This is a genomic window from Mesorhizobium sp. WSM4830, assembly GCF_055811495.1.
The window spans coordinates 233,413-254,591 of sequence record NZ_JBVVQI010000002.1 but is presented as its reverse complement, the minus strand read 5'-3'; the positions used below and the strand labels follow the sequence as shown (position 1 = coordinate 254,591).

The 21,179-nt window shown below is 63.5% G+C and carries 25 protein-coding genes; 14 read left to right on the top strand and 11 right to left on the bottom strand.

The genetic code is table 11. From position 1 onward, the window contains the following. Window positions 1-80 precede the first annotated feature (80 nt). Entirely contained in the window at window positions 81-587 is a 507-nt protein-coding gene (locus AC0L2Y_RS04085; protein WP_352469066.1) for a YciE/YciF ferroxidase family protein, read from the bottom strand. Between the two features lie 407 nt (window positions 588-994). Here AC0L2Y_RS04085 and AC0L2Y_RS04080 point away from each other — a divergent pair, with 407 nt between their 5' ends. The 4 genes from AC0L2Y_RS04080 to AC0L2Y_RS04065 all read left to right on the top strand — a co-directional run bounded on the left by AC0L2Y_RS04080 (window position 995) and on the right by AC0L2Y_RS04065 (window position 3,580). Beyond that, on the top strand, window positions 995-1,141 hold the full coding sequence (locus AC0L2Y_RS04080; protein ID WP_023718851.1) for a hypothetical protein: 147 nt from the start codon (window positions 995-997) through the stop codon (window positions 1,139-1,141). Next, the gene (locus tag AC0L2Y_RS04075) at window positions 1,141-1,269 is read left to right on the top strand and encodes a hypothetical protein (protein ID WP_473553995.1); all 129 of its coding nucleotides are present in this window, start codon (window positions 1,141-1,143) and stop codon (window positions 1,267-1,269) included. Before AC0L2Y_RS04080 ends, AC0L2Y_RS04075 begins: the two co-directional genes overlap by 1 nt. A gap of 129 nt (window positions 1,270-1,398) precedes the next feature. After that, on the top strand, window positions 1,399-1,779 hold the full coding sequence (locus tag AC0L2Y_RS04070; RefSeq protein ID WP_473554195.1) for a thiol-disulfide oxidoreductase DCC family protein: 381 nt from the start codon (window positions 1,399-1,401) through the stop codon (window positions 1,777-1,779). A gap of 49 nt (window positions 1,780-1,828) precedes the next feature. Continuing rightward, on the top strand, window positions 1,829-3,580 hold the full coding sequence (locus tag AC0L2Y_RS04065; RefSeq protein WP_473553993.1) for a DUF4166 domain-containing protein: 1,752 nt from the start codon (window positions 1,829-1,831) through the stop codon (window positions 3,578-3,580). On the opposite strand, the gene AC0L2Y_RS04060 is transcribed toward AC0L2Y_RS04065, so the two are convergent. From AC0L2Y_RS04060 to AC0L2Y_RS04050, 3 genes are all read right to left on the bottom strand, one after another. Beyond that, a complete protein-coding gene (locus tag AC0L2Y_RS04060) occupies window positions 3,469-3,852 on the bottom strand; it encodes a DUF1850 domain-containing protein (RefSeq protein ID WP_473553991.1) in 384 nt (127 codons plus the stop codon). The genes AC0L2Y_RS04065 and AC0L2Y_RS04060 overlap by 112 nt on opposite strands. Further along, window positions 3,849-5,945, bottom strand: a complete 2,097-nt coding sequence (locus tag AC0L2Y_RS04055) for a TRAP transporter permease (protein WP_473553990.1) — start codon at window positions 5,943-5,945, stop codon at window positions 3,849-3,851. Before AC0L2Y_RS04055 ends, AC0L2Y_RS04060 begins: the two co-directional genes overlap by 4 nt. Before the next feature lie 141 nt (window positions 5,946-6,086). Then, a complete protein-coding gene (locus AC0L2Y_RS04050; RefSeq protein WP_352491194.1) occupies window positions 6,087-7,046 on the bottom strand; it encodes a TAXI family TRAP transporter solute-binding subunit in 960 nt (319 codons plus the stop codon). A gap of 257 nt (window positions 7,047-7,303) precedes the next feature. Between AC0L2Y_RS04050 and AC0L2Y_RS04045 the strand changes: the two genes are divergently transcribed. Then, window positions 7,304-7,672, top strand: coding sequence for a YciI family protein (locus AC0L2Y_RS04045; RefSeq protein ID WP_473553988.1), 369 nt, complete (start codon window positions 7,304-7,306; stop codon window positions 7,670-7,672). Window positions 7,673-7,679: 7 nt separating this feature from the next. Next, window positions 7,680-8,936 (top strand): RNA polymerase sigma factor, encoded by a 1,257-nt coding sequence (locus AC0L2Y_RS04040; RefSeq protein WP_473553986.1) that lies wholly within the window; start codon window positions 7,680-7,682, stop codon window positions 8,934-8,936. 15 nt (window positions 8,937-8,951) lie between these two features. Here AC0L2Y_RS04040 and AC0L2Y_RS04035 read toward each other — a convergent pair whose 3' ends face one another. The 6 genes from AC0L2Y_RS04035 to hrcA form a co-directional block, all read right to left on the bottom strand. Continuing rightward, window positions 8,952-9,575 carry a glutathione S-transferase family protein gene (locus tag AC0L2Y_RS04035; protein WP_473553984.1) on the bottom strand — a complete coding sequence of 208 codons (624 nt, stop codon included), beginning with the start codon at window positions 9,573-9,575 and terminating at the stop codon, window positions 8,952-8,954. Between the two features lie 173 nt (window positions 9,576-9,748). Further along, on the bottom strand, window positions 9,749-10,729 hold the full coding sequence (gene cysK / locus AC0L2Y_RS04030; protein WP_023718844.1) for a cysteine synthase A: 981 nt from the start codon (window positions 10,727-10,729) through the stop codon (window positions 9,749-9,751). 166 nt (window positions 10,730-10,895) lie between these two features. Beyond that, window positions 10,896-11,513, bottom strand: coding sequence for a LysE family translocator (locus tag AC0L2Y_RS04025; protein ID WP_473553983.1), 618 nt, complete (start codon window positions 11,511-11,513; stop codon window positions 10,896-10,898). An 87-nt stretch (window positions 11,514-11,600) separates the two neighbouring features. Next, complete coding sequence (locus AC0L2Y_RS04020; protein ID WP_473553982.1) at window positions 11,601-12,956, bottom strand: PQQ-dependent sugar dehydrogenase; 1,356 nt, start codon at window positions 12,954-12,956, stop codon at window positions 11,601-11,603. 99 nt (window positions 12,957-13,055) lie between these two features. Beyond that, window positions 13,056-13,253, bottom strand: coding sequence for a hypothetical protein (locus AC0L2Y_RS04015; protein WP_023678983.1), 198 nt, complete (start codon window positions 13,251-13,253; stop codon window positions 13,056-13,058). Window positions 13,254-13,289: 36 nt separating this feature from the next. Next, on the bottom strand, window positions 13,290-14,402 hold the full coding sequence (hrcA, locus tag AC0L2Y_RS04010) for a heat-inducible transcriptional repressor HrcA (protein ID WP_473553980.1): 1,113 nt from the start codon (window positions 14,400-14,402) through the stop codon (window positions 13,290-13,292). Between the two features lie 146 nt (window positions 14,403-14,548). On the opposite strand from hrcA, the gene rph reads away from it, so the two are divergent. Genes rph through AC0L2Y_RS03985 form a run of 5 tightly spaced genes read left to right on the top strand, consistent with a single transcriptional unit; the run spans window position 14,549 to window position 17,888 of the window. After that, entirely contained in the window at window positions 14,549-15,265 is a 717-nt protein-coding gene (gene rph / locus AC0L2Y_RS04005) for a ribonuclease PH (protein WP_352491199.1), read from the top strand. Between the two features lie 32 nt (window positions 15,266-15,297). Next, window positions 15,298-15,708: a VOC family protein gene (locus tag AC0L2Y_RS04000; protein ID WP_352491200.1), complete on the top strand. Its 411-nt coding sequence runs from the start codon at window positions 15,298-15,300 to the stop codon at window positions 15,706-15,708. Then, complete coding sequence (gene rdgB, locus AC0L2Y_RS03995) at window positions 15,708-16,400, top strand: RdgB/HAM1 family non-canonical purine NTP pyrophosphatase (protein ID WP_473553978.1); 693 nt, start codon at window positions 15,708-15,710, stop codon at window positions 16,398-16,400. Before AC0L2Y_RS04000 ends, rdgB begins: the two co-directional genes overlap by 1 nt. After that, window positions 16,397-17,560, top strand: a complete 1,164-nt coding sequence (hemW, locus tag AC0L2Y_RS03990) for a radical SAM family heme chaperone HemW (protein WP_473553977.1) — start codon at window positions 16,397-16,399, stop codon at window positions 17,558-17,560. The genes rdgB and hemW overlap by 4 nt, the downstream gene beginning before the upstream one ends. Window positions 17,561-17,564: 4 nt before the next feature. Then, complete coding sequence (locus tag AC0L2Y_RS03985; protein ID WP_473553975.1) at window positions 17,565-17,888, top strand: low molecular weight protein tyrosine phosphatase family protein; 324 nt, start codon at window positions 17,565-17,567, stop codon at window positions 17,886-17,888. 71 nt (window positions 17,889-17,959) lie between these two features. Here AC0L2Y_RS03985 and AC0L2Y_RS03980 read toward each other — a convergent pair whose 3' ends face one another. Next, window positions 17,960-18,145 carry a hypothetical protein gene (locus tag AC0L2Y_RS03980; protein ID WP_352491204.1) on the bottom strand — a complete coding sequence of 62 codons (186 nt, stop codon included), beginning with the start codon at window positions 18,143-18,145 and terminating at the stop codon, window positions 17,960-17,962. Window positions 18,146-18,515: 370 nt separating this feature from the next. On the opposite strand from AC0L2Y_RS03980, the gene rsmI reads away from it, so the two are divergent. From rsmI to AC0L2Y_RS03965, 3 genes are read left to right on the top strand one after another with little or no spacing between them, the layout of a single operon-like run. After that, window positions 18,516-19,442 (top strand): 16S rRNA (cytidine(1402)-2'-O)-methyltransferase, encoded by a 927-nt coding sequence (gene rsmI / locus AC0L2Y_RS03975; RefSeq protein WP_473553974.1) that lies wholly within the window; start codon window positions 18,516-18,518, stop codon window positions 19,440-19,442. Beyond that, the gene (locus tag AC0L2Y_RS03970) at window positions 19,435-19,812 is read left to right on the top strand and encodes a YraN family protein (RefSeq protein ID WP_352491207.1); all 378 of its coding nucleotides are present in this window, start codon (window positions 19,435-19,437) and stop codon (window positions 19,810-19,812) included. Before rsmI ends, AC0L2Y_RS03970 begins: the two co-directional genes overlap by 8 nt. After that, on the top strand, window positions 19,764-21,110 hold the full coding sequence (locus AC0L2Y_RS03965) for a complex I NDUFA9 subunit family protein (protein WP_473553972.1): 1,347 nt from the start codon (window positions 19,764-19,766) through the stop codon (window positions 21,108-21,110). Before AC0L2Y_RS03970 ends, AC0L2Y_RS03965 begins: the two co-directional genes overlap by 49 nt. The last annotated feature ends 69 nt before the right edge of the window (window positions 21,111-21,179 follow it).

Below are 21,179 nucleotides of genomic sequence, written 5' to 3'. Positions count from 1 at the left end.
CGTTCCGGTTCCGGCGGCGCAAAAGGCAAGTCCGGGGTTTCGGCCCAGCCTTGCCTTGAACTCAATTCTCTATCGCTGCCCTACTCGGCGGCTTGCAGGTTGATCTTGCTTTCCGCCATCTCGGTAAGCTTGCGGTCGGTCGCCTGTTCCTCCTTGAGATTGTTGGCCAGCACATTGGCACAGTCGCTGCGGCCCAGTTGCTTGGCCCAGGCAATCAAGGTGCCGTAACGGGTCATTTCATAGTGCTCGACCGCCTGGGCCGAGGCGATCAGCGCAGCGTCGAGGACCTCCTTGTCGGCGATGTCGCCGCTGACGTCGTCGGCCTCTTCGAGAATGCCGTCGATGGCCGGGCAGTCGACCTGCTTGGCCTTCACACCGTGCAGTTCGAACACCTGCTCGACACGCTGGATGTGACCCTTGGTCTGGGCGAGATGTTTCTCAAAGCCGGCTTTCAGCTGCGGATCACTCGCCTTGTCGATCATCTTCGGCAGCGATTTCTCGATCTGTTTTTCAGCGTAATAGATGTCGCGCAGCGTGTGCACGAACAGGTCATCGAGTGTTTTGATATCCTTCGAAAAGAAGCCCATGGCCTTTGCCTTTCCATTGCTCTTGCAGTTTCGGATTTTTGGCTGCGGCCCAACCGAGCACCACAGCCTGCGGAACCGGTTCGTCCCGGCACTGGGAAATCAACGTGCGGCTGACGGGCGAGTTCCTGGTTTTCCGGCCGCGTGCACGGAAATTTCGCGGTCCAGTAAGAACCTGAAACAAAACCGCGCTTCTGCGACATTCAGGCGAAACATATGTGATGCAAAAGTCACACTGGACGAAATGCCGACGGACTGCATGGAAACACCGCGAATCAGCCGCATTCCAGCCATGAACAAAGGCATTTTCGACCAGAGATTAACATCGCGTTCACCGACTATTCACGCCTGGACGCTATGATCCCCGCAATTCGGAAGGGACATCCGAAACGGGACAGGGACCGAGTAAAATGAGCTTCTGGAATCAAATCGCCGGCTATGCCGCCGCCATCCGCGAATTCGTCGCGCCGACCTATCGACCCGAGCGCTATTACATGCGCGGCCCAGGCCCCGCCTGCGCGCGCCGTGGCAACACGCTTGGGATCAGCGTGCACTGATGATGACCATGGAGAGCCGTCACGACAGCCGTATCTGCCGGCCCGACGCCGACAATCGGTCGACGACCTATCGCGCCGAGCGCCCTGCGCTGACCGACAGACGGCGTGCGACACCGCCAAGCCTCTAGCATTCCGGGCTTTGATCCAGCCGCCGGCAGGCCTAGTGTCGCCTGACACCAGCTGCCGGGCGCCCCGTGATCGTCAAGCCGAACCATTCTCCTGAGCCGCCAGAATTCGAATCGAGTCGCCCGTTGATCGTGTTCGACGGTATTTGCGTGTTGTGCTCGGGCTTTGTGCGCATGGTGGTGAAGCTCGACCGCAAGGGCCGCTTCCATTTCGTAACGGCGCAGTCGCGCTTCGGCGAGATGCTGTTCAAGAAATACGGGCTGTGGACGGATCGCTACGAGACCAATCTCGTCATCGTCGATGGCGCCGCTTTCACCCGCCTGGACAGTTTCGTTGCCATCATGGCCGAACTCGGCTGGCCGTGGCGAGCGGCGCGGATCCTGCTGCTGTTGCCGCGCCCGCTTCGCGACTGGCTCTACGACCGCATCGCAAAGAACCGCTACGCGCTGTTCGGCAAGAAGGACGATTGTGAAATCCCTTCCGCCGAGGTGAGGGCAAGATTGATCGGCTAGGTTCGTTGCCCTGGCCGGGAGCGGGCGGGGCATTTTGGGGGAACTGCGGATGAAGGTTCTTGTCGTCGGCGGCTATGGCACCTTTGGCGGTCGCACCGTCGAGCTTCTGGAGGGCGAGCCGCGTCTGATCCTCGTCGTCGCCGGGCGCTCGTTCGCCAAGGCTGACGCGTATTGCAAGAAGCGTGCCCCGACAGCAGCCCAGCTGGTGCCGGCACTGTTCGACCGTGACGGCGATCTTGCCGCGCAACTCGCTGCATTTGAGCCCGATATTGTAGTCGACGCGAGCGGTCCGTTCCAGGCCTATGGCGAGGGACGCTATCGCCTGATCGAGGCCTGCATCGCCCGGCGCATCAACTATCTCGATCTAGCCGACGGCTCAGATTTCGTCGCCGGTGTCTCTGCGTTCGACGAGGCTGCGCGAAACGCCGGCGTCTTCCTGCTGTCCGGCGTCTCGAGCTTTCCGGTGCTGACGGCGGCGGTGGTGCGCCGCCTGTCTTCGGACCTGACGCGGGTCGACGGCATTCGCGGCGGCATCGCGCCTTCGGCCTTTGCCGGTGTCGACGGGAACGTCATTCGCGCTATCGCCGGTTATGCCGGTCAGCCGGTGCGGCTTGTTCGCAACGGCCGTCCCGAACAAGGCCGTCCGTTCACCGAACAACTGCGCTACACTATCGCGCCGCCTGGCCGGCTGCCGCTTCGAAACACGCTGTTTTCGCTTGTCGACGTTCCCGACCTGCGCGCCTTGGCCGAACTTTGGCCGGAGGCGAGGACCATCTGGATGGGAGCCGGGCCGGTACCCGAAGTGCTTCACCGCGCCCTGATCGGCCTCGCCTGGCTGGTGCGCGCCGGATTGATCGGTTCGCTTTTGCCGCTGGCGCCGCTGATGCATCAGGCAACGAACCGGCTGCGCTGGGGCGAGCATCGCGGCGGCATGTTCGTCGAGGTGGAGGGATCGGACCAGGCGGGCGCCATCGTCAAGCGCTCGTGGCATCTCTTGGCCGAGGGCAATGACGGGCCGCTGATCCCGTCGATGGCGGTCGAAGCACTGGTCCGCAAAGCGCTGGCCGGACAACAACCGGCGCCGGGCGCACGGGCGGCGGTGCGCGATTTGGAGCTCCGGGATTACGAGGCCCTGTTCGCCGGGCGGACGATCTACACCGGCTTCAGGAACGGGGCCGCGGACGAGGACAAGCCGCTTTATGCCGAGCTGCTCGGCAATGCCTGGCAAGGCCTTCCCGAGGCAATTCGGTCAATGCATGACCGTACGATCACGGCCGCAGGCCGCGCGCGTGTCGAACGCGGGCGCAATGTTCTTGGCCGGCTAATGGCCTGGATGGTCGGCTTCCCCGGGGCAAGCGAGGACATTCCGGTTCATGTCCGCTTTGATACCGACAAGAACGGCGAAACCTGGACGCGGACGTTCGGCAAGCACAGTTTTTCGAGCCTACAGTTCGCAGGCCGGGGTCGATCGCAGCGCCTGCTGTGCGAGCGCTTCGGCCCGCTGACCTTCGCGATGGCACTGGTTGCCGAGGACGGCCGGCTGGCGCTGGTCTTGCGCCGCTGGAGCTTTTTTGGCCTGCCGCTTCCGATGTGGCTCGGTCCACGCTCGACTTCCCACGAAACGGTGGAGGATGGCCGCTTCCGCTTCCATGTCGAGATCTCGCATCCGCTTGCCGGCATGATCGCCCGCTACCGCGGCTGGCTGGAGCCCTCCTGCCGGCACGGCTCCAGCGAGATCGTGTCGCCTGCCACCTTGCCAAGTTCGCGGCAGTCCTGCGCCGTGCACAGCGTCCAGCCCTGACCCGTGGCGCCCGAGGCGGCGAGCACCAGGCGCCGCTGTGGCCCGACCTTGGGCGAATAGACCCACCAGCCGTCGCGCAGTGCCGAGCCTTGCGGCGGCTCCATCCCGGCGCCCGATCCCTTGATGCGGGCCTCGACGAGCTCCAGGCCGGACGGCAGCACCTTCCAGTCTTCCTGCCACTGGGTCTTCTCCACCGAATGCACCCAGGACAGCGTGAAGGCAGCGACCGCGAGCGTCACCGTCTTGCCGGCCGCGACGATGCAGAGGCTCATGCCGAGCTGGCCAGCGAAGCCTGCCGTGCGCGCCAGCAGTGCCAGCCGATCCAGGCAACAGACAGCGCCCAGCCCGCCTCGTCGGTGAGCGGCAGTGCCGCAACCAGCAGCACGCCGGCGGCGAAGGCGACGAGGCGTTCCCACCAGGCCATGCGCCGGGCGAGAAAGCCGACGGCGGCGGCGCCCCACAGGACGATACCCATGCAGGCTTTGGTGACGATATAAGCCACCTCGACGGGATAGCCGAACTGGGCGGCGATCGGGCCGGGGTCCTGCAGCATCAGCGCCGGGGTATAGACCGCCATGAACGGCACCACGAAGCCGGCAATGGCAAGCTTGGTGGCCTGGATGCCGATCTTGAGGCCGCTTTCCTTGGCCATGGGTGCGGCGGCGAAGGCGGCCAGCGCCACAGGCGGGGTGAGATCGGCCATGATGCCGAAATAGAAGACGAACATATGGCTGACCACCAACGGCACGCCGAGCGACAGCAGCGCCGGCCCGGCCAGCGACGAAGTGATGATGTAGTTGGGAATGGTCGGTATGCCCATGCCGAGCACCAGGCAGGTGAGCATGGTCAAAAGCAGCGACAGGAACAGATTGTTCTCGCCGATCGAGATGATCCAGCCGATGAAGGTCGAGGCGATGCCGGTGAGCGTCAATGTGCCGATGACGATGCCGACAATGGCGCAGGCAATGCCGACCGGCAGCGCGTTCTTTGCTCCCTCGGCAAGGGAATCCACGCATATGCGCAGCGTCTCGCGCCCGCCTTTGAAAGTGAGGCAGGCGACAACCAGCACGGCGATGACCAGGCTGAGGATGTTGACGCCGAATTTCATGAAGGAAGCCGCGGCAAGCCCGAGCGCCAGCCAGAAGACGATGCGGAAGGCGAGCGGCCCGATCGATGCCGCAAGCGGCGTGCCGAGGATGAGCACAATGGTCAGCGCCAGGCCCATGGTGCCGGCGAATACCGGTGTGTAGCCGGCAAACAGCAGGTAGATCAGTGCTGCGAGAGGCAGTACCAGCGGCCAATGTTGTCTCACCGCATCCCACGGATTGGGCAGGTCGGCCTTGGCCATGCCGTGCAGGCCGGCCTTGCCGGCTTCCAGGTGCACCTGCCAGAAACAGGCGCCGAAATAGAGCAGCGCCGGAATGATCGCCGCCTTGACCACCGCGGCATAGGGGATGTTCAGGGTCTCGGCCATGATAAAGGCAACCGCGCCCATCACCGGCGGCATGATCTGGCCGCCCATCGAAGAGGTCGCCTCGACGGCGCCGGCGAACGCCGAGCGGAAGCCGAAGCGCTTCATCAGCGGGATGGTGAACTGGCCGCTGGCCACGACATTGGCGACGCCGGAGCCGGAAATCGTGCCCATCAGCGCCGAGGACAGCACGCAGACCTGCGCCGGGCCGCCGCGCCATGAGCCGACCAGGCCAAGCGCAAAATCGTTGAACAGCGCGATCATGCCGGCGCGTTCAAGAAACGCGGCGAAGACGACGAAGATGAAGATGTAGGCGGCCGAGACATAGATCGGCGTGCCGTAAATGCCTTCGGTGCCAAAAGCGAAGGTGTCGACGAGCTGGGAGAAATCATAGCCGCGATGGATGAAGGGCGGCGGCAAATGATTGCCGACAAAGCAATAGGCAAGGAAGATGAAGGCAATGACCGCGAGCGGCAGCCCCATCAACCGCCGCGCCGCCTCGAAAACCAGCACGACCAGCACCGCGCCGACGATCAGGTCAGGCGTGGTGAGGAAGCCGGAGCGGCGGATGAGGTCGGCATAGAACACCCAATTGTACAGACCGGTGGCGAAGCCAAGCACGCCGAGCGTCCAGAACACTGCTTTCGCCGGGACGCTTTTGGCGCGCAGATTGGCGATTAGGGCAAAGCCGAGCAGCAGCAGGAAGCCGACATGCATGGCGCGTACGACCTGGCTCGGCAGGCTGCCATAGGCGGCGATGTAGATCTGGAAGATGGAGAAGGCGATGGCGATAAAAAAAGCCGCCTTGCCGGCGATGCCTTCGCCGAAGCCCGGCGGCAATCCTTCGACAGGAGCTTCCGCTGTGGGGGAAAGAACGGTCGGGGTTGCGGTCATTAGCGGGTTCCTGGCGGGGCGCGCTCCAGCGAAGCGAGGCGGGTGGGGTCGATGCGGCAGTGCGCGGCCTCAACCGACTGTACCCATCCATCCGCCTGCGGCAGCTGTCCACCTTCTCCTCAAAGGGGGAGGGATGGCTCCTTACTTCACCAATCCCTTTTCCTTGTAATACCTCTCGGCGCCTGGATGCAGCGGCACCGGCATGCCGTCGAGCGCCTTGGCCGGGTCGATCGCCTTGGCGGCGGCGTGGGCAGCGGTGAGCTGGTCGAGATGCTCGAACAGCAATTTGGTCATCTGGTAGGCGGTCTCGTCGGAGACATCGGCGCTGGTGATCAGGAAATTGCCGACGGCGGCGGTCGCGACATCCTCGGTCTGGCCCTCATAGGTGCCCTTGGGGATGACCACGGACAGATAGGGCGAGCCGATCTTGGCGACGTCCTCCGCCGGCACGGCAACGATGTTCACCGGCACCGAGGTGGCGAGATCACGGATCGACGCGACCCCAAGGCCAGCCGATTGCAGCGTGGCGTCGAGCTGGCGGTTCTTGATCAGCTCCACCGATTCGGCGAAGGGCAGATATTCGATCCGCCCGAGGTCTTCGTATTTCAGCCCGGCAGCGGCAAATATCGTGCGGGCGTTGAGCTCGGTGCCTGAGGCCGGCGCGCCGACCGACAAGCTCTTGCCCTTGAGATCGGCGAGCGTCTTGATGCCGGATTCCTTGCTGGCGACGATCTGGATGTAGTTGGGATAGATGGCGGCGATGCCGCGCAGCTTGTCGAGCTTGCCTGGGAAGCCGGCTTCGGTATTGCCTTCGGCGGCCAGCTTGACGGAATCGCCGAGCGCAAAGGCGATCTCGCCCTTGCCTTGCTGCAGCAGGTTGAGGTTTTCGACCGACGCTTTCGTCGCCTGCACCTGGGTGCGCGCGCCTTCGATGCCCTTGCCATAGATTTCCGATAGCGTGACGCCGAGCGGATAGTAGACGCCGGACGTGCCGCCGGTCAGCACGTTGATGAATTCCTGTGCCTTGGCCGATACCGCGCCAAGGCCAAGCGACAGCGACAGCACGCCGGCTGCAACAAATTTCGTCCTGAAATTGAGCATGCGATTTCCTCCCTGAAAATTCGCCGCCGTGCCCTCCTCTGCGGCACGAAGCGAGGCGAGTTTAGACAGCGGGCGGGAAATGCCAACCCGCAATAAGCAGCGATTAGACGAACGGCTAAGCAGTGCCCCAGCACATCGGCGCTTGCGCGAGGTCGCATCGCGGCCGAAAGATTTTTCCAGCGCCTGTCGAAATCGGGCAGAGCCGCGCGACATACGTCCGGCTCGCAACGATGCGGCCTTAGAAACGGGAGAAGACGATGCGATATATGCTTTTGATTTACAACGACGAAGCCTCGATGGCCACCACGCCGAGCGACAAGACCTACGAGATCAGCGCCGCGTATGGCGCGTATACCGAAGCGTTGAAGAAATCCGGCGCGTGGCTCGCCGGCGACCGGCTGAAGCCGACCCAAGCCGCCACCTCGGTGCGGATGGCCAACGGCAAGACCAATGTGCTCGACGGCCCCTATGCCGACACCAAGGAACAGCTCGCCGGTTTTTACATGATCGACGCTGAGGACGCCGACGCGGCAATCGCCTGGGCGGCGCGCTGCCCAGGCGCCAGCACCGGCACGATCGAGGTGCGGCCGATCTGGGAATTGACTGAGTACCTATCTGAGAAATGACCATGTGATGGCTGAACAGCCCGATAGTGCAGAGGCGGCGGCGGAAGCGGCCGCCCGGCAAAGCTACGGCAAGCTGGTCGCCTATCTCGCCGCGCGCACACGCGACGTGGCCGCTGCCGAGGACGCCTTGGCCGATGCCTTTGCAGCGGCGCTCGAGCGTTGGCCACAGGCGGGCGTGCCCGACAAGCCGGAAGCCTGGCTGCTGGCAGTGGCACGCAAGCGCCGCGTCGACGCTGTCAGACGGCGACTGACAAGCGAGGCGGCCCGCGACCACCTCAGGCTGATCGCCGAGGAGATGGAGGCACGCGTGGCCGACGAAGACCTGCCGGACGAGCGGCTCAGGCTGATGTTTGCCTGCGCCCATCCGGCAATCGAGGCCGGCGTGCGAGCACCGCTGATCCTGCAGACGGTCCTGGGCTTCGACGCAGCGACGATCGCCTCGGCTTTTCTGATCTCGCCAGCCACGATGAGCCAGCGCCTGGTGCGCGCCAAGACGCGAATTCGCGAGACAGGCATTCCGTTCCGCGTGCCGGAGCGGGCCGAGCTCCGTGAGCGGCTGGGCACCGTTCTGGAAGCAATCTACGCGGCGTTCGCCGAAGGTTGGTCCGACCCGGCCGGCACCGAAACGCGGCGCCGCAATCTCGCAACCGAAGGCATCTGGCTCGGCCGGCTGGTCGCCTCGCTGATGCCGGATGAGCCGGAAGCACTCGGCCTGCTGGCGCTGATGCTGTTCGCCGAGGCGCGGCGTGCAGCCCGGCGCGATGCGGCGGGTGACTATGTGCCGCTGGCCGAGCAGGATCTTGCATTGTGGGACGACACCCTGATCGATGAAGCGGAGGCGCTGCTCGGGCGCGCGGCGGCCAAGGGCGTTGTCGGCCGCTATCAGCTCGAGGCCGCCGTGCAGTCCGCCCATACGACGCGGCGGCTGACCGGTTGTACCGACTGGGTCGCGATCAAGGAGCTCTACGACGCGCTGTCGGTGATTGCCGGTTCGCCGGTGGTGTCGATCAACCGTGCAGTGGCGATTGCCGAGGCCGAAGGCGCTTCGGCAGGATTGGGCGCGCTTGACCAACTCAGCGGCGACAAGCGGCTGTATGACTATCAACCTTACTGGGCCGCCCGCGCGGGCCTGCTGGCCAGACTCGGCAAAGTTCCGCAAGCGAGCGAGGCCTATGACCGGGCTATCGGCCTCGAACGCGATCCGGCCGTGCGCCGGTTCCTGCAGGAGCGACGGGCAGGGCTCGGCCATGCGGAAAGACACTGAGACAAGGCGGAGTGCTTAGGCCGGCCACATGTCATGGGAAGCATTCAGCCTCTTTATCACCCGATGTTCCCGCAAATTGGCCCACAGGCGTTCGATGTTCGGCCAAGCGGTTGGAACCGTCGCGACCTCCGTATGCCAGGCCACCAACATGACGAGATAGATGTCGGCCAGCGAGAGCCGGTCGCCGGCCAGCCAGTCCCGGCCTTCGAGGGCGGCATCGAGAACGGCGAAGCTGCGATCCATTTCCGAGACCGCCGCCTGTTTGACGGCGTCCACGCAGCTGGCGTCAGCGGTGTAGCGAGCAGCGTAGAAGAACCGCAGGTTGGCTGGATAAATGACGGAGGACATGAAAAACATCCAGCGCAGGAAATCCGCACGGTCAGGTGTGTTCGCTGCCGGCGCTAGAGTTGCTTCCGGGTGGCGTTCGGCGAGCAGGACGCAGATTGCCGCCGATTCGGTCATCGAGCGTCCATCCGGCAAGATCAGGACCGGCACCTGGTTCAAGGGGCTGATATCGAGAAAGGCCTGGTCGGGTCGGCCCTTCGGAACGTCGATCCGGTCGAAAGGCACACCCGCCAAAGCGAGCGCCGCCTCGACGACAAAGCCGCCGGTATTGGCACGCGTATAGAGCTTGTACATGAAGTCCTCCGCCAGGCAGCGACGATTTGATACGGAAGTGACCCGCCGCTCAAAGCGAACGACGCCCGCCACAGGTGGTTTTTCAGCGGTCCACGCCGAAGCGTTGATACAGAACGTTTGATGCCGGAGGGAATCGCGAAGGATCGCTACGAACCGGTCAAAAACGCTCGTGTCTAAGCGCCCAATCCCTCGAACAGGATCGTCGAGAGATAGCGCTCGGCGAAGGAGGGGATGACGACGACGAGGTTCTTGCCCTTGTTCTCGGGCCGCGAGCCGACGACGATCGCCGCTTGCAGGGCGGCACCCGACGAGATGCCGACCGGCACACCTTCGAGCCGAGCGACGAGCCGTGCATTGGCAACCGAATCCTCGTTCGAGACCTTGACGATCTCGTCATAGATCGTCGTGTCGAGGATTTTTGGCGCGAAGCCGGCGCCGATGCCCTGGATCTTGTGCGGGCCTGGCTGGCCGCCCGACAGCACCGGCGAAGCTTCCGGTTCGACGGCGACGACATGCACCGAGGGCTTGCGCTTCTTGAGCACCTGGCCGACGCCGGTGATGGTGCCGCCGGTCCCGATGCCGGCAACGAAGATATCGACTTCGCCATGGGTGTCGTTCCAGATTTCCTCGGCCGTGGTGCGGCGATGGATTTCCGGATTGGCCGGGTTTTCGAATTGCTGCGGAATGACAGCGTCGGGCAGCGTTGCCGCCAGCTCGTCCGCCTTGGCGATGGCGCCCTTCATGCCTTTCGGCCCCTCGGTCAGCACCAGTTCGGCACCGAGCAGCGCCAGCATCTTGCGGCGTTCGACGGACATGGTTTCCGGCATGGTCAGGATCAGCTTGTAGCCCTTGGCGGCGGCGGCAAAGGCGAGCGCGATGCCGGTATTGCCCGAGGTCGGCTCGATCAGGGTGGTCTTGCCGGGCGTGATCCTGCCCGAAGCCTCCAATGCCTCGATCATCGAAACGCCGATGCGGTCCTTGACCGAGGCGATCGGGTTGAAGAATTCGAGCTTGGCCAGCAGATTGGCGACGACACCCTTCTCCCTGGCGAATTTATCAAGCCGCACCAGCGGCGTGTCACCGATCGTCTCGGTGATCGAATTGTAGATGCGGCCGCGGCCGGGCACGTGTGTGGGGGTGGCGGGCTTGTTCATTGATTTTCCTCCCAAAGGTCAAGCGGCAAGAGTCGGGGCGGGCATAGGATAGAGCCATCCACCGCGCAAGATAGGCTGTCGATCGAAAATATCCGAGTGAAGTTCGTGCTGAATACCCCCGCCCTTGCAAGGCGTGGCAATCCTTGGGCGGATTGGCGAAAGAGATCTATTGGCGGGCGGCAATTGCCGCCGCCGCACCGACCATGAAGCCGGCGGCGGTGCGGTTGAGTGCCCTCAGCGCCCGCGGCGACTTCAGGAACCATCGCGCCTTGGCCGCCAGCGCCAGATAGGGCACCAGCACCACGAGCAGGACGACGATCGTGATCGCGACGAGGATGCCGTAATCGGCCAGCGTGATCGTCTTCAGATCGACGATGGTCGGGGTGATGGCGAGATAGAAGATCATCGTCTTCGGATTGCCGAGCGTGACCGCGAGGCCGGCTACGAAGCTGGATGCCAAGCCGCCCTTGCCTTTTTTCGCCTCTACCGTCTCCGGCGTGATGCCGCTCGTCCAGAAACGCCAGCCAAGAAAAGCGAGGTAGGCGACGCCCAGCCATTTGATGGCCAGGAAGACCATGCCGAAGGTTTGTGCGACGAAAGCCAGGCCGAGCACCACGGCAGTGAGATAGGTCAGGTCGCCGAGCATCAGCCCGAACGACATGGCCAGCGACGAGCGGAAGCCGGAACCCAGCGCACGCGCAACAAGCGCGGTGACGCCTGGGCCGGGGATGGCTGCGGCGATGCCGAGGGCGGCGCTGTAGGCGAGGAACCCGGTGAGCGTCATGATTCGCGCTTGTCGCACAATGTTGAAGTTGGGTGAATTCCCTCGGGCCGGATTCGATTGCGCCAGCGCAGCAGGCGACACCGCCGTTCAGGAGCGGCCGTCTTCGTAGGTAACGCGCCAGATGGTGCCGTTACCGTCCTCTGTGACGATCAGCGAGCCGTCCTTGGCCATCGCGACACCGACCGGGCGGCCCCAGACGGCGTCGTTCGAGATGACGAAGCCGGTCATGAAGTCCTCATATTCGCCGGTCGGCTTGCCATCCCTGAATTTGAGCCTCACCACCTTGTAGCCGGTCCTGGCGCCACGGTTCCACGAACCATGCATGGTGAGGAAAGCGTCACCCTGATAATCCGCCGGAAAGTTCTTGCCGTCGTAGAAGGCCATGTTCATCGGCGCCGAATGCGCCTGCATCAGTACATCGGGGACAGTGGCCTTGCTGGCGAGGTCTGGCCGCTCGCCCTGATGGCGCGGATCCTCGTTATTGCCGATGTAGTACCAAGGCCAACCATAGAATCCGCCGTCCTTGACCGCAGTTGCAAATTCGAACGGCACGTTGTCGCCGAGTTCGTCGCGCTCATTGACGACGCACCACAATGCGCCGGTGGCGGGCTGCACGGTCATGCCCGTACAGTTGCGCAGGCCGGTGGCGACCGTTCGGGGATTTTTCCCATCCGGATCGAAGGCGAGCACGTCGGCACGGCCGTCCTCGGAGCCCCAGGCCGCCCCGAGCGGCTTTGATTTCGCCCAGGCGTCGAGGCCGCTATCCGGCTCCTTGCCTATGTCCTCGGCGACGTTCGAGGCGGAGCCAACCGACAAATAAAGCGTTTTGCCGTCCTGCGAGAAGGCGATGTCGCGGGTCGTATGACCGCCCGACGGGATTTTGGCGACAATGGTTTCTGGTTTGCCGGATGTCTTCAGGTCGCCATCGCGATAGGGGAAGCGGACGATGCTGTCGCTGTTGGCGACATAAACCCATTGCGGTTTGTCTCCTGGCGGATAGAAGGCGATGCCGTAGGGATAATTGAGCCCCTTGGCGAAGATCGCTTTCTCGATGGGCTTGGCGCTGCCCTCGGCGAGACGATAGACGCGTATTTGGTCGGCATGGCTGTTGGCAACAAACAGGTCGCCATTCGGAGCGACGCGCACGACACGTGGATTGACGATGCCGGATGCGATCATTTCGGCCGAAAAGCCCGGCGGCAATTCTGGCTTGGCGCTTTCGGGCCGTTCCGCCACGCCGGCGCCGTTCGAAGCGGATTGGGCGGGGTCGGCTGCCGGCATGTCTTGCGGCCCGATCAGGCGGCGGACGCCAGGCCTGTCGGCGTGCCAATCGCCGAACGCGGCTTCGCCTTTGAGCACATTCTGGTCCGCCTGCTGGGCGGCTGCCGGTGTCGCAACAAGGAGGGCAGCGGCAACGGCCGCAAAGCCGCCAGATCGGATCATCAACGTCCTCCGGGATTCGCCTCGAACAGGGCAAACGGCATCAGGTATTGATCGTTCCAAGCGGTCGTCCAGCACACGAGGATTTGAAGCCGAACCCGTTCAGTTGCCAGAGGCGTAAAAGTCGTCGTCGAGGCGCTTTTCCAGCGCGACCAGATCGGCCGGCAGCGGCAAGCCCATCGCCCGCATCTCTTGCAGCTTCTCGCGCAACTGCTCTTGCACCTCGTGCTGATCCTCTGGCTGGTTGATCATTTCTTCGAGCAGCAGACTGATCTGGGCCTTGAACGATTCCAGCGCCATTCTTTTCTCCTCCTTGCGGCAGGCCCGCGGCGGCTCCTAGCTCAGCATGCGCGAAATCAGCTGCGCGGTATAGTCGACCATCGGTACTATGCGCGCATAATTCAGCCGCGTCGGCCCGATGACGCCGAGCGCACCGACGACGCGCGCGTCCTTGTCGCGATAGGGTGCCACCACCAGCGAGGAGCCCGACAGCGAAAACAGCTTGTTTTCCGAACCGATGAATATGCGCACGCCCGGGCCTTCCTCGGCGAGGTCGAGAAGCTGGATCAGCCCATCCTGCGTCTCCAGATCCTCGAACAGATGCCGCAGCAACTCTATGTCGGCCTGGGCAGTGACGTTTTCCAGGAGATTGGCGCGGCCGCGCACGATAAGCCGCCCAGGCACGCCGCTTTCAGCGCCTGCCCAGACCGCCAGGCCCTTCTCGACCAGATCCTGCGACAGCGTGTCGAGGGCTGCCCTGGTCTCTTCCTTGATGCGGGCGATCTCGACCCGCGCCTCGGCCAGGGTGCGACCGCGGATATGGGCGTTGAGGAAGTTGGAGGCTTCGTGCAATTGCGAGATGGTGATGCCGGCGGGCAGATCGATGACGCGATTTTCGACGTCGCCGTTCTGCGAGACCAGCACGGCCAGCGCCTTGGTCGGCTCGAGCTGGATGAATTCGATGTGCTTAAGCGCCACCTCATTCTTGGCGGCGAGCACGAGGCCAGCGCCGCGCGACATGCCGGACAGCATCTGGCTGGCCTCGGTCAGCATATGCTCCAGCGTCGCGCCCGAGCCGGAGGCGCGCACCTGCGCCTCGATGGTGCGGCGCTCCTCGTCGGAGAGGTCACCAAGTTCCATGAAAGCATCGACGAAGAAGCGCAGGCCTGCCTGGGTCGGCAGCCGGCCAGCCGAAATGTGCGGCGCATAGATCAGGCCGAGATGCTCAAGGTCGCTCATCACGTTGCGGATGGTGGCCGGCGACAGCGATGACGGCAGGATGCGCGACAAGCTGCGCGAACCGACCGGCTCGCCATCCCTCAAATAGGAATCGACGATGCGCCGGAAGATGTCGCGCGAACGCATGTCGAGCGATTGAAGCGCGGGCGATTGCAGCGCGTGCGACGGGAGCACGTGCGACTGCAAACCGGGATCGACTGCCTTTGTCATTTCGAGCCAAAAACCTCCGCTCTGAAGATATAGACTTCCACGGCGGCGGCGCAACCGGTCCATTTTCCTTTGCGCCTCACGCCCCGTGCGGCTACAAGCCGGCCAAGATTCCCCGGCCAAGATTCCGAAGAAAGAAAGAAGCCTGAATGCGCCCTTCCAAACGCCAATTCGACGAAATGCGCCCCATCTCCTTCGAGCGCGGCGTCTCCAAGCATGCGGAAGGCTCGTGCCTGGTGAAGTTCGGCGACACCCATGTGCTGTGTACGGCCAGCCTGGAGGAAAAGGTGCCGGGCTGGATGCGCAACTCCGGCAAGGGCTGGGTGACGGCGGAATACGGCATGCTGCCGCGTTCGACCGGCGAGCGCATGCGCCGCGAGGCTTCGGCCGGCAAACAAGGCGGCCGCACGCTGGAGATCCAGCGGCTGATCGGCCGCTCCCTGCGCGCCGTGGTCGATCTGCAGGCGCTCGGTGAGCAGCAGATCACAGTCGATTGCGACGTGATCCAGGCCGACGGCGGCACGCGTACCGCTTCGATCACCGGCGGCTGGGTGGCGCTCTACGACTGCCTGCGCTGGATGGAAGCCCGCCAGATGGCGAGCTTGGGCAAGGTGCTGAAGGATCACGTCGCGGCGATCTCCTGCGGCATCCATGATGGCCAGCCGGTCATCGATCTCGACTACATCGAGGATTCCTCGGCCGGCACCGACGCCAATTTCGTCATGACCGGCAAGGGCGGCATCGTCGAGATCCAAGGCACGGCCGAGGGCGAGCCGTTCTCGGAAGAGCAGTTCGCGGCGTTGATGGAGCTCGCCAAGAAAGGTATTCAGCGCCTGGTCAGCTTGCAGCAAATGGCGGTGGCTTAGCTGGGGTCAATATTGATGAGATTGGCGATCCTGTGACTCCTTCCGCAATCCTGGAATCAGCACTCTACGTGACGGACCTTGCTGCCGCGGAACGGTTCTATTCGGGCGTGCTCGGGCTCGATCTGCTCGGCAAGGTCGATGGCAGGCATCTCTTCTTCCGCTGCGGCGACGGCGTGCTGCTTATCTTCAATGCCGAGGCGACCAAAGTGCCGCCGCCGGCCGACGCCAAGCTCAAAGTACCGCCGCATGGCGCGGTCGGCGAGGGCCATCTTTGCTTCGCCGCAAGCGCGGATGAAATCCGACGCTGGAAAGCGCATCTTGAGACGAAGAAAATCGCCATCGAAAGCGAGTTCGAATGGCCGCAGGGCGGCCGCTCGATCTATATTCGCGACCCGTCGGGCAATTCGATCGAATTCGCCGAGCCAAGAATCTGGGGCATCTGATGCATTCGCCGACTGTTCATTCGCCAGCTGTTCATTCGCCAACTGTTCACTCGCTTGACGGGCATAAGATCGTCGTCGCCAGCCATAACGCCGGCAAATTGCGGGAATTCGCCGATCTGATGGCGCCATTCGGCATAGAAGCGAAGTCCGCAAAGGAATACGGCTTGCCGGAGCCGGACGAGACCGGCACCACTTTCGAGCAGAACGCCCTCATAAAAGCCTTGGCTGCCGCCAAGGCCACTGGATTGCCGGCGCTGTCGGACGATTCCGGCCTGTGTGTCGATGCGCTCGACGGCGCACCCGGCGTCTACACCGCCAATTGGGCTGAGACGCCGGACGGCTCCCGCGACTTCGGCATGGCCATGCAGCGCACGGAAGTGGCCTTGCAAGAAGTTGGCGCGATCACGCCTGCCCAGCGCAAGGGCCGCTTTGTCGCGGTCATCTGCCTGGCCTTTCCCGATGGCCAGGCAGAATATTTTCGCGGTGAGGTCGAGGGCACGCTGGTATGGCCGCCACGCGGCGAGCTCGGCTTCGGCTACGATCCGGTGTTCTTGCCCAACGGGTTCGAAAAGACCTTCGGCGAGATGAGCGCGGAGGAAAAGCATGGCTGGAAGCCCGGCCAGCCAACCGCATTGTCGCACCGTGCCCGCGCCTTCCAGAAATTCGCTCAAGCCCGATTGGCCGCCGCATGACCATGCTGCTCGACCGCAGGCCTGGTTTCGGCGTCTACGTCCACTGGCCGTTCTGCGCGGCCAAATGCCCGTATTGCGACTTCAACAGCCATGTCCGCCACCAGCCGGTCGACCAGGAGCGTTTTGCCCGCGCCTTCGAGACCGAGCTGGCGACGATGCGCGGCCGCACCGGGCCGCGCGAGGTGACCAGCATCTTTCTTGGCGGCGGCACGCCGTCGCTGATGAAGCCGCAGACCGTGGCGGCGGTGCTGGATGCCGTGGCGAAGAACTGGACGGTGCCCGACGGCATCGAGGTGACGCTGGAGGCCAATCCTTCGTCGGTCGAGGCCGAGCGCTTTCGCGGCTATCGCGCGGCGGGCATCAACCGGGTGTCGCTTGGCGTGCAGGCGCTGAACGATAAGGATCTGCGCTTTCTCGGCCGTTTGCACAATGTCGATGAGGCCCTTCATGCGATCGGCCTGGCGCGCGAGATATTCCCACGGCTGTCGTTCGACCTGATCTACGCGCGGCCGGACCAGACGCTTAAAGCGTGGCAGACGGAACTCGAGCAGGCGATCGGCCACGCCGCAGACCATCTGTCGCTCTATCAGCTGACCATCGAGGAAGGCACGCCGTTCCATGCACTGCATGCGGCAAGGAAATTCATCATTCCAGACAATGATGTTGCCGCCGATCTCTACGCGTTAACTCAGGAGATCACCGCCGCGCACGGACTGCCGGCCTACGAGATTTCCAACCACGCCAGGCCCGGCGCCGAAAGCCGGCACAATCTCACCTATTGGCGCTATGGCGAATATGTCGGCGTCGGTCCCGGTGCGCATGGCCGCTTCGTCGAGAGCGGGCGGCGCGTGGTGACGATCGCCGAGAAAATGCCGGAGACCTGGGCCAATCTGGTCGAGGCCAAGGGCCATGGCGTTACCGGCGGCGAGATCCTGACACGGTCGGAAGAGGCCGACGAGTTCCTGCTGATGGGACTGAGGCTGGCCGAAGGCATCGACCTTTCCCGCTATGAGGCATTTTCAGGGCGCGGCCTGTCGACGGCACGGCTGTCGGTGCTGCAGGACGAAGGCCTGGTGGCGCCGATCGGCAATGCCCGCCTGCGCGCCACGCCGGCCGGCATGATCGTGCTCGATGCGGTCGTGGCGGATTTGGCCAGATAGCACGTTGAAGAACGTTCTCTTCATCTGCAGCCAGAATCGCTTGCGCAGCCCGACGGCGGAGCAGGTGTTTTCCAAGCGGCGGAACATCGAGGTCGCTTCGGCCGGCACTAATCACGATGTCGACACTCCGTTGACGCATGAACTCGTCGCCTGGGCCGACATCATCTTCGTGATGGAAAAACCGCACCGCGCCAAACTGCAGCAGAAATTCAAGACAAGCCTGAAAAAGGCTCGAGTAATCTGCCTCGATATTCCCGACGACTATGAATTCATGGACCCGGCTCTGGTGGGCCTGCTGGAGGCGCGTGTCTCGAAGTATCTGGGTTGAATGGTACATCGCGGAGCATTCGCAACCGCGCTTCGAGAACTGTCTCGACCGATCGCCAAGGTCTGCGGGGATCAAGCCTCGTGCTTGTGGCGGTGTTTGGCGCGATCTTTTTCGCTGGTCTCTCCGGAACGGGCCGGCTTGATCTCGCTTTTGTCACGCGAGGCATGGTGCTGGTCGTCTGTGGGATGTGATGCTGCACCATCGCGGGCGCTTTTTGTTTCGAGGCGGGTGATGAAAATGTCGAAGCGATTGGGCATCGTCCGGTCAGTGCTCCGTCGTGCTGTCGGTTTCGGTTGCGGGCTTTGCTCTCGGCCGATCTCTGGCGTGCAAGCGGCTTCTTGGTTCTGCCATCTGCGGCTTCGGCAGGCCGGTCCTTGTCGCATGGCGCGGCGAAGCGCTTGCGGCCGGCATAGTAGGGTTCGAAAACGTCCTGTATCGTCAGGCTGTCCATCCTGCTCCTCCCGAGATCAGGGGTAAAATTCGCCGGCAACGGTTTCGTTCCCTACTATGGCGAAGGCATGGCGGCCGGTTCACATCGGCATCCCTTTTGGAACCCCGGCCGTTGCAACCCAGACTTTTGCAACCAAGCGTGAGCTGTGCCAAACAGGGTCGAACGGAGTTGTGCAGGTGACCGGCGAATTGGCCAAACGCAGTTATGTGGTCGGGCAGACCGAGATTGCCGCCCGGCCGCTCGAGCCGGCGCTCTATCTGGTGGCCACGCCGATCGGCAATCTTGCCGACATCACACTTCGCGCACTGGAAACGCTCGCCGCCGCCGATATCGTCGCCTGCGAGGACACACGTGTTTCGCGCGTGCTGCTCGACCGCTACGGCATCCGCCGCCGCACCACCGCCTACCACGAGCACAATGCCGGCGAGGCCGGGCCGAAGCTGATCGCAGCACTCCTGGCCGGGCAGAGCGTGGCGCTGATCTCGGATGCCGGCACGCCGCTCATCTCCGACCCCGGCTACCGGCTGGTCGGCGAGGCGCTGGAACGCGGCATTCGTGTCGTGCCGATCCCCGGCCCATCAGCAGCACTTGCCGCTTTGACGGCATCCGGCCTGCCTTCGGATGCCTTTCTGTTTGCCGGCTTCCTGCCGGTGAAGACCGGGCAGCGGCTGACGCGGCTGGAAGCGTTGAAGGCGGTGCCTGCAACGTTGATCTTCTTCGAATCCCCGCGCCGGCTGGCAGAGACGCTCAATGCCATGGTCGAGGCACTGGGCGGTGTCCGCAAGGCGGCGATCGGCCGCGAGCTGACCAAGACTTTCGAGGAGATGCGGACCGGCACCCTGCGGTCGCTTGCCAGCCACTACGCCGCAGCAGACACGCCGAAAGGCGAAATCGTTATCTGCGTCGGCCCGGCCGATGCGGTCGCTGATGAGCCTGAAGACATCGACCGGCTTCTGCTTTCGCTCGCCGCCGAGATGCCGGCCTCCAAGGCGGCGGCGGAAGCCGCCAAGATGACGGGTGGCCAGAAGCAGGCGCTCTATCGGCGGCTGCTCGACCTCAAGAATGCCGGAAGAGACGTGGCCGGCGGAGACAGCGATGGCTGAACGGCCGAGCGCCAGCCGGCAAAAGGCCTACCGGCGCGGCCATCACGGCGAATGGCTGGCGGCGGCGGCGCTGATGCTGAAAGGCTATCGGATTTTGGCCCGCCGCCACCGCACCAGGTTCGGCGAGATCGACCTGATCGCGCGGCGTGGCGATCTGGTGCTGATCGTCGAGGTCAAGGCGCGCCGCACGCTGATGGAGGCAATGGAAGCAGTCGGCCGTGAATCGGAGCGCCGCATCGAAGGTGCCGCCGATTTGTGGCTGTCGCGCCAATCCGACTACGGAAAATTATCGGTGCGCTTCGACATGGTGGCGGTACTGCCGTGGCACTGGCCGGTGCATGTCGAGAACGTTTTCTACGGGCGGAGCTAGGCTATTCCCGAAGTGGGGGCGGTTCTGCTGCGATCTCCGGTTCAGATTATGTTGCCTGTCGTCTCGTCGATGGGAACAAGGAAGCCGCGCCATTTGCTGACCTTCGATGCGCCGCGCAAAAGCGGACGTCCGGTGGGAGGCATTCGGGGTTTTTCGTCGGCAGCCTCGATCATGTGCCGGCGCTCACCTGCGTTCGCTCAATTGTTCAGTTTGTCTACCTGACTGGAACAAAAGCGTTCCGGCGTTGTTCTCCAATCGTCCTGATGTTCGACAGGCTGGTTCAAATGCCGGCCAGGGCAGTCCTCGTGGCAGCTATGCGAGGACAAGGGATGGCGAGGCAAATGGATCCTGACGATCTCAACCCGGAACGGATCGTCACCGTGTTCGGCGGAACCGGCTTTCTCGGGCGAAGGATCGTGAAGCGGCTCCTGGAAAGGGGTTTCACGGTCCGTGCCGTATCTCGCCATCCGGCTCGCGTGGCGCTGGTCTTTTCCCCGATTACAAGGATGCCCGAAGCAGTCGAGGCGGATATATTGGATGCGTCCTCGATCGGGTCGGCGATTACCGGATCACAGGTGATCGTGAATGCCGTCAGTCTTTACGTCGAGCAGGGCGTCCAGACCTTTGAACGCGTCCATGTGAAAGCCGCGGCCGATCTCGCTACCGCGTCGCGCAACGGCGAGGTCGACCAGTTCGTCCAGATTTCAGGGATCGGCTCCGATCCTCAATCGGATTCGAATTACATAAGGGCACGTGGGCGCGGAGAAGTTGCCGTGGAAAGCGCATTTCCCGGCGCTTTCATTGTGCGTCCCGCCGTCATGACAGGACCTGACGACGCTTTCCTCACGACCATTGTGAGGATGATACGCCTCCTGCCGGTCTATCCGCTGTTCGGCGACGGTGGCACACGGCTTCAGCCGGTCTATGTGGCAGACGTCGCAGAAGCAGTGAGCCGGCTGATAGACGGGCGAAGCCACAAGGGTTCATCCATATTCGAATTCGGTGGCCCGCGTATCTATACCTATAAGGAACTGCTTCGGGAGATCGCCCGACAGCTCGATACGCATGTCAAGCTGATGCCGGTGCCGTTTGCGGTATGGAACGCCTTGGCTGGCGTGGCGGAACTCCTCCCGGCCGCCCCCATAACGCGCAACCAGATCGATCTTATGCGTCAGGACAATGTGGCAGCAATCGACGCGCCGGGCCTGAAGGAACTCGACATCGAGCCGCGGGATATCGACGAGGTGATCCGCGCGATCGAACAGCGCCGTGGCGTAGGCTCGCGCTCGTCTCCATAGGACGGCCCCCTGATCCTGGCGGGAACCTATCGCCGCGCGACAGGTTGGTCGAGCTTGAGCCAATGAAAG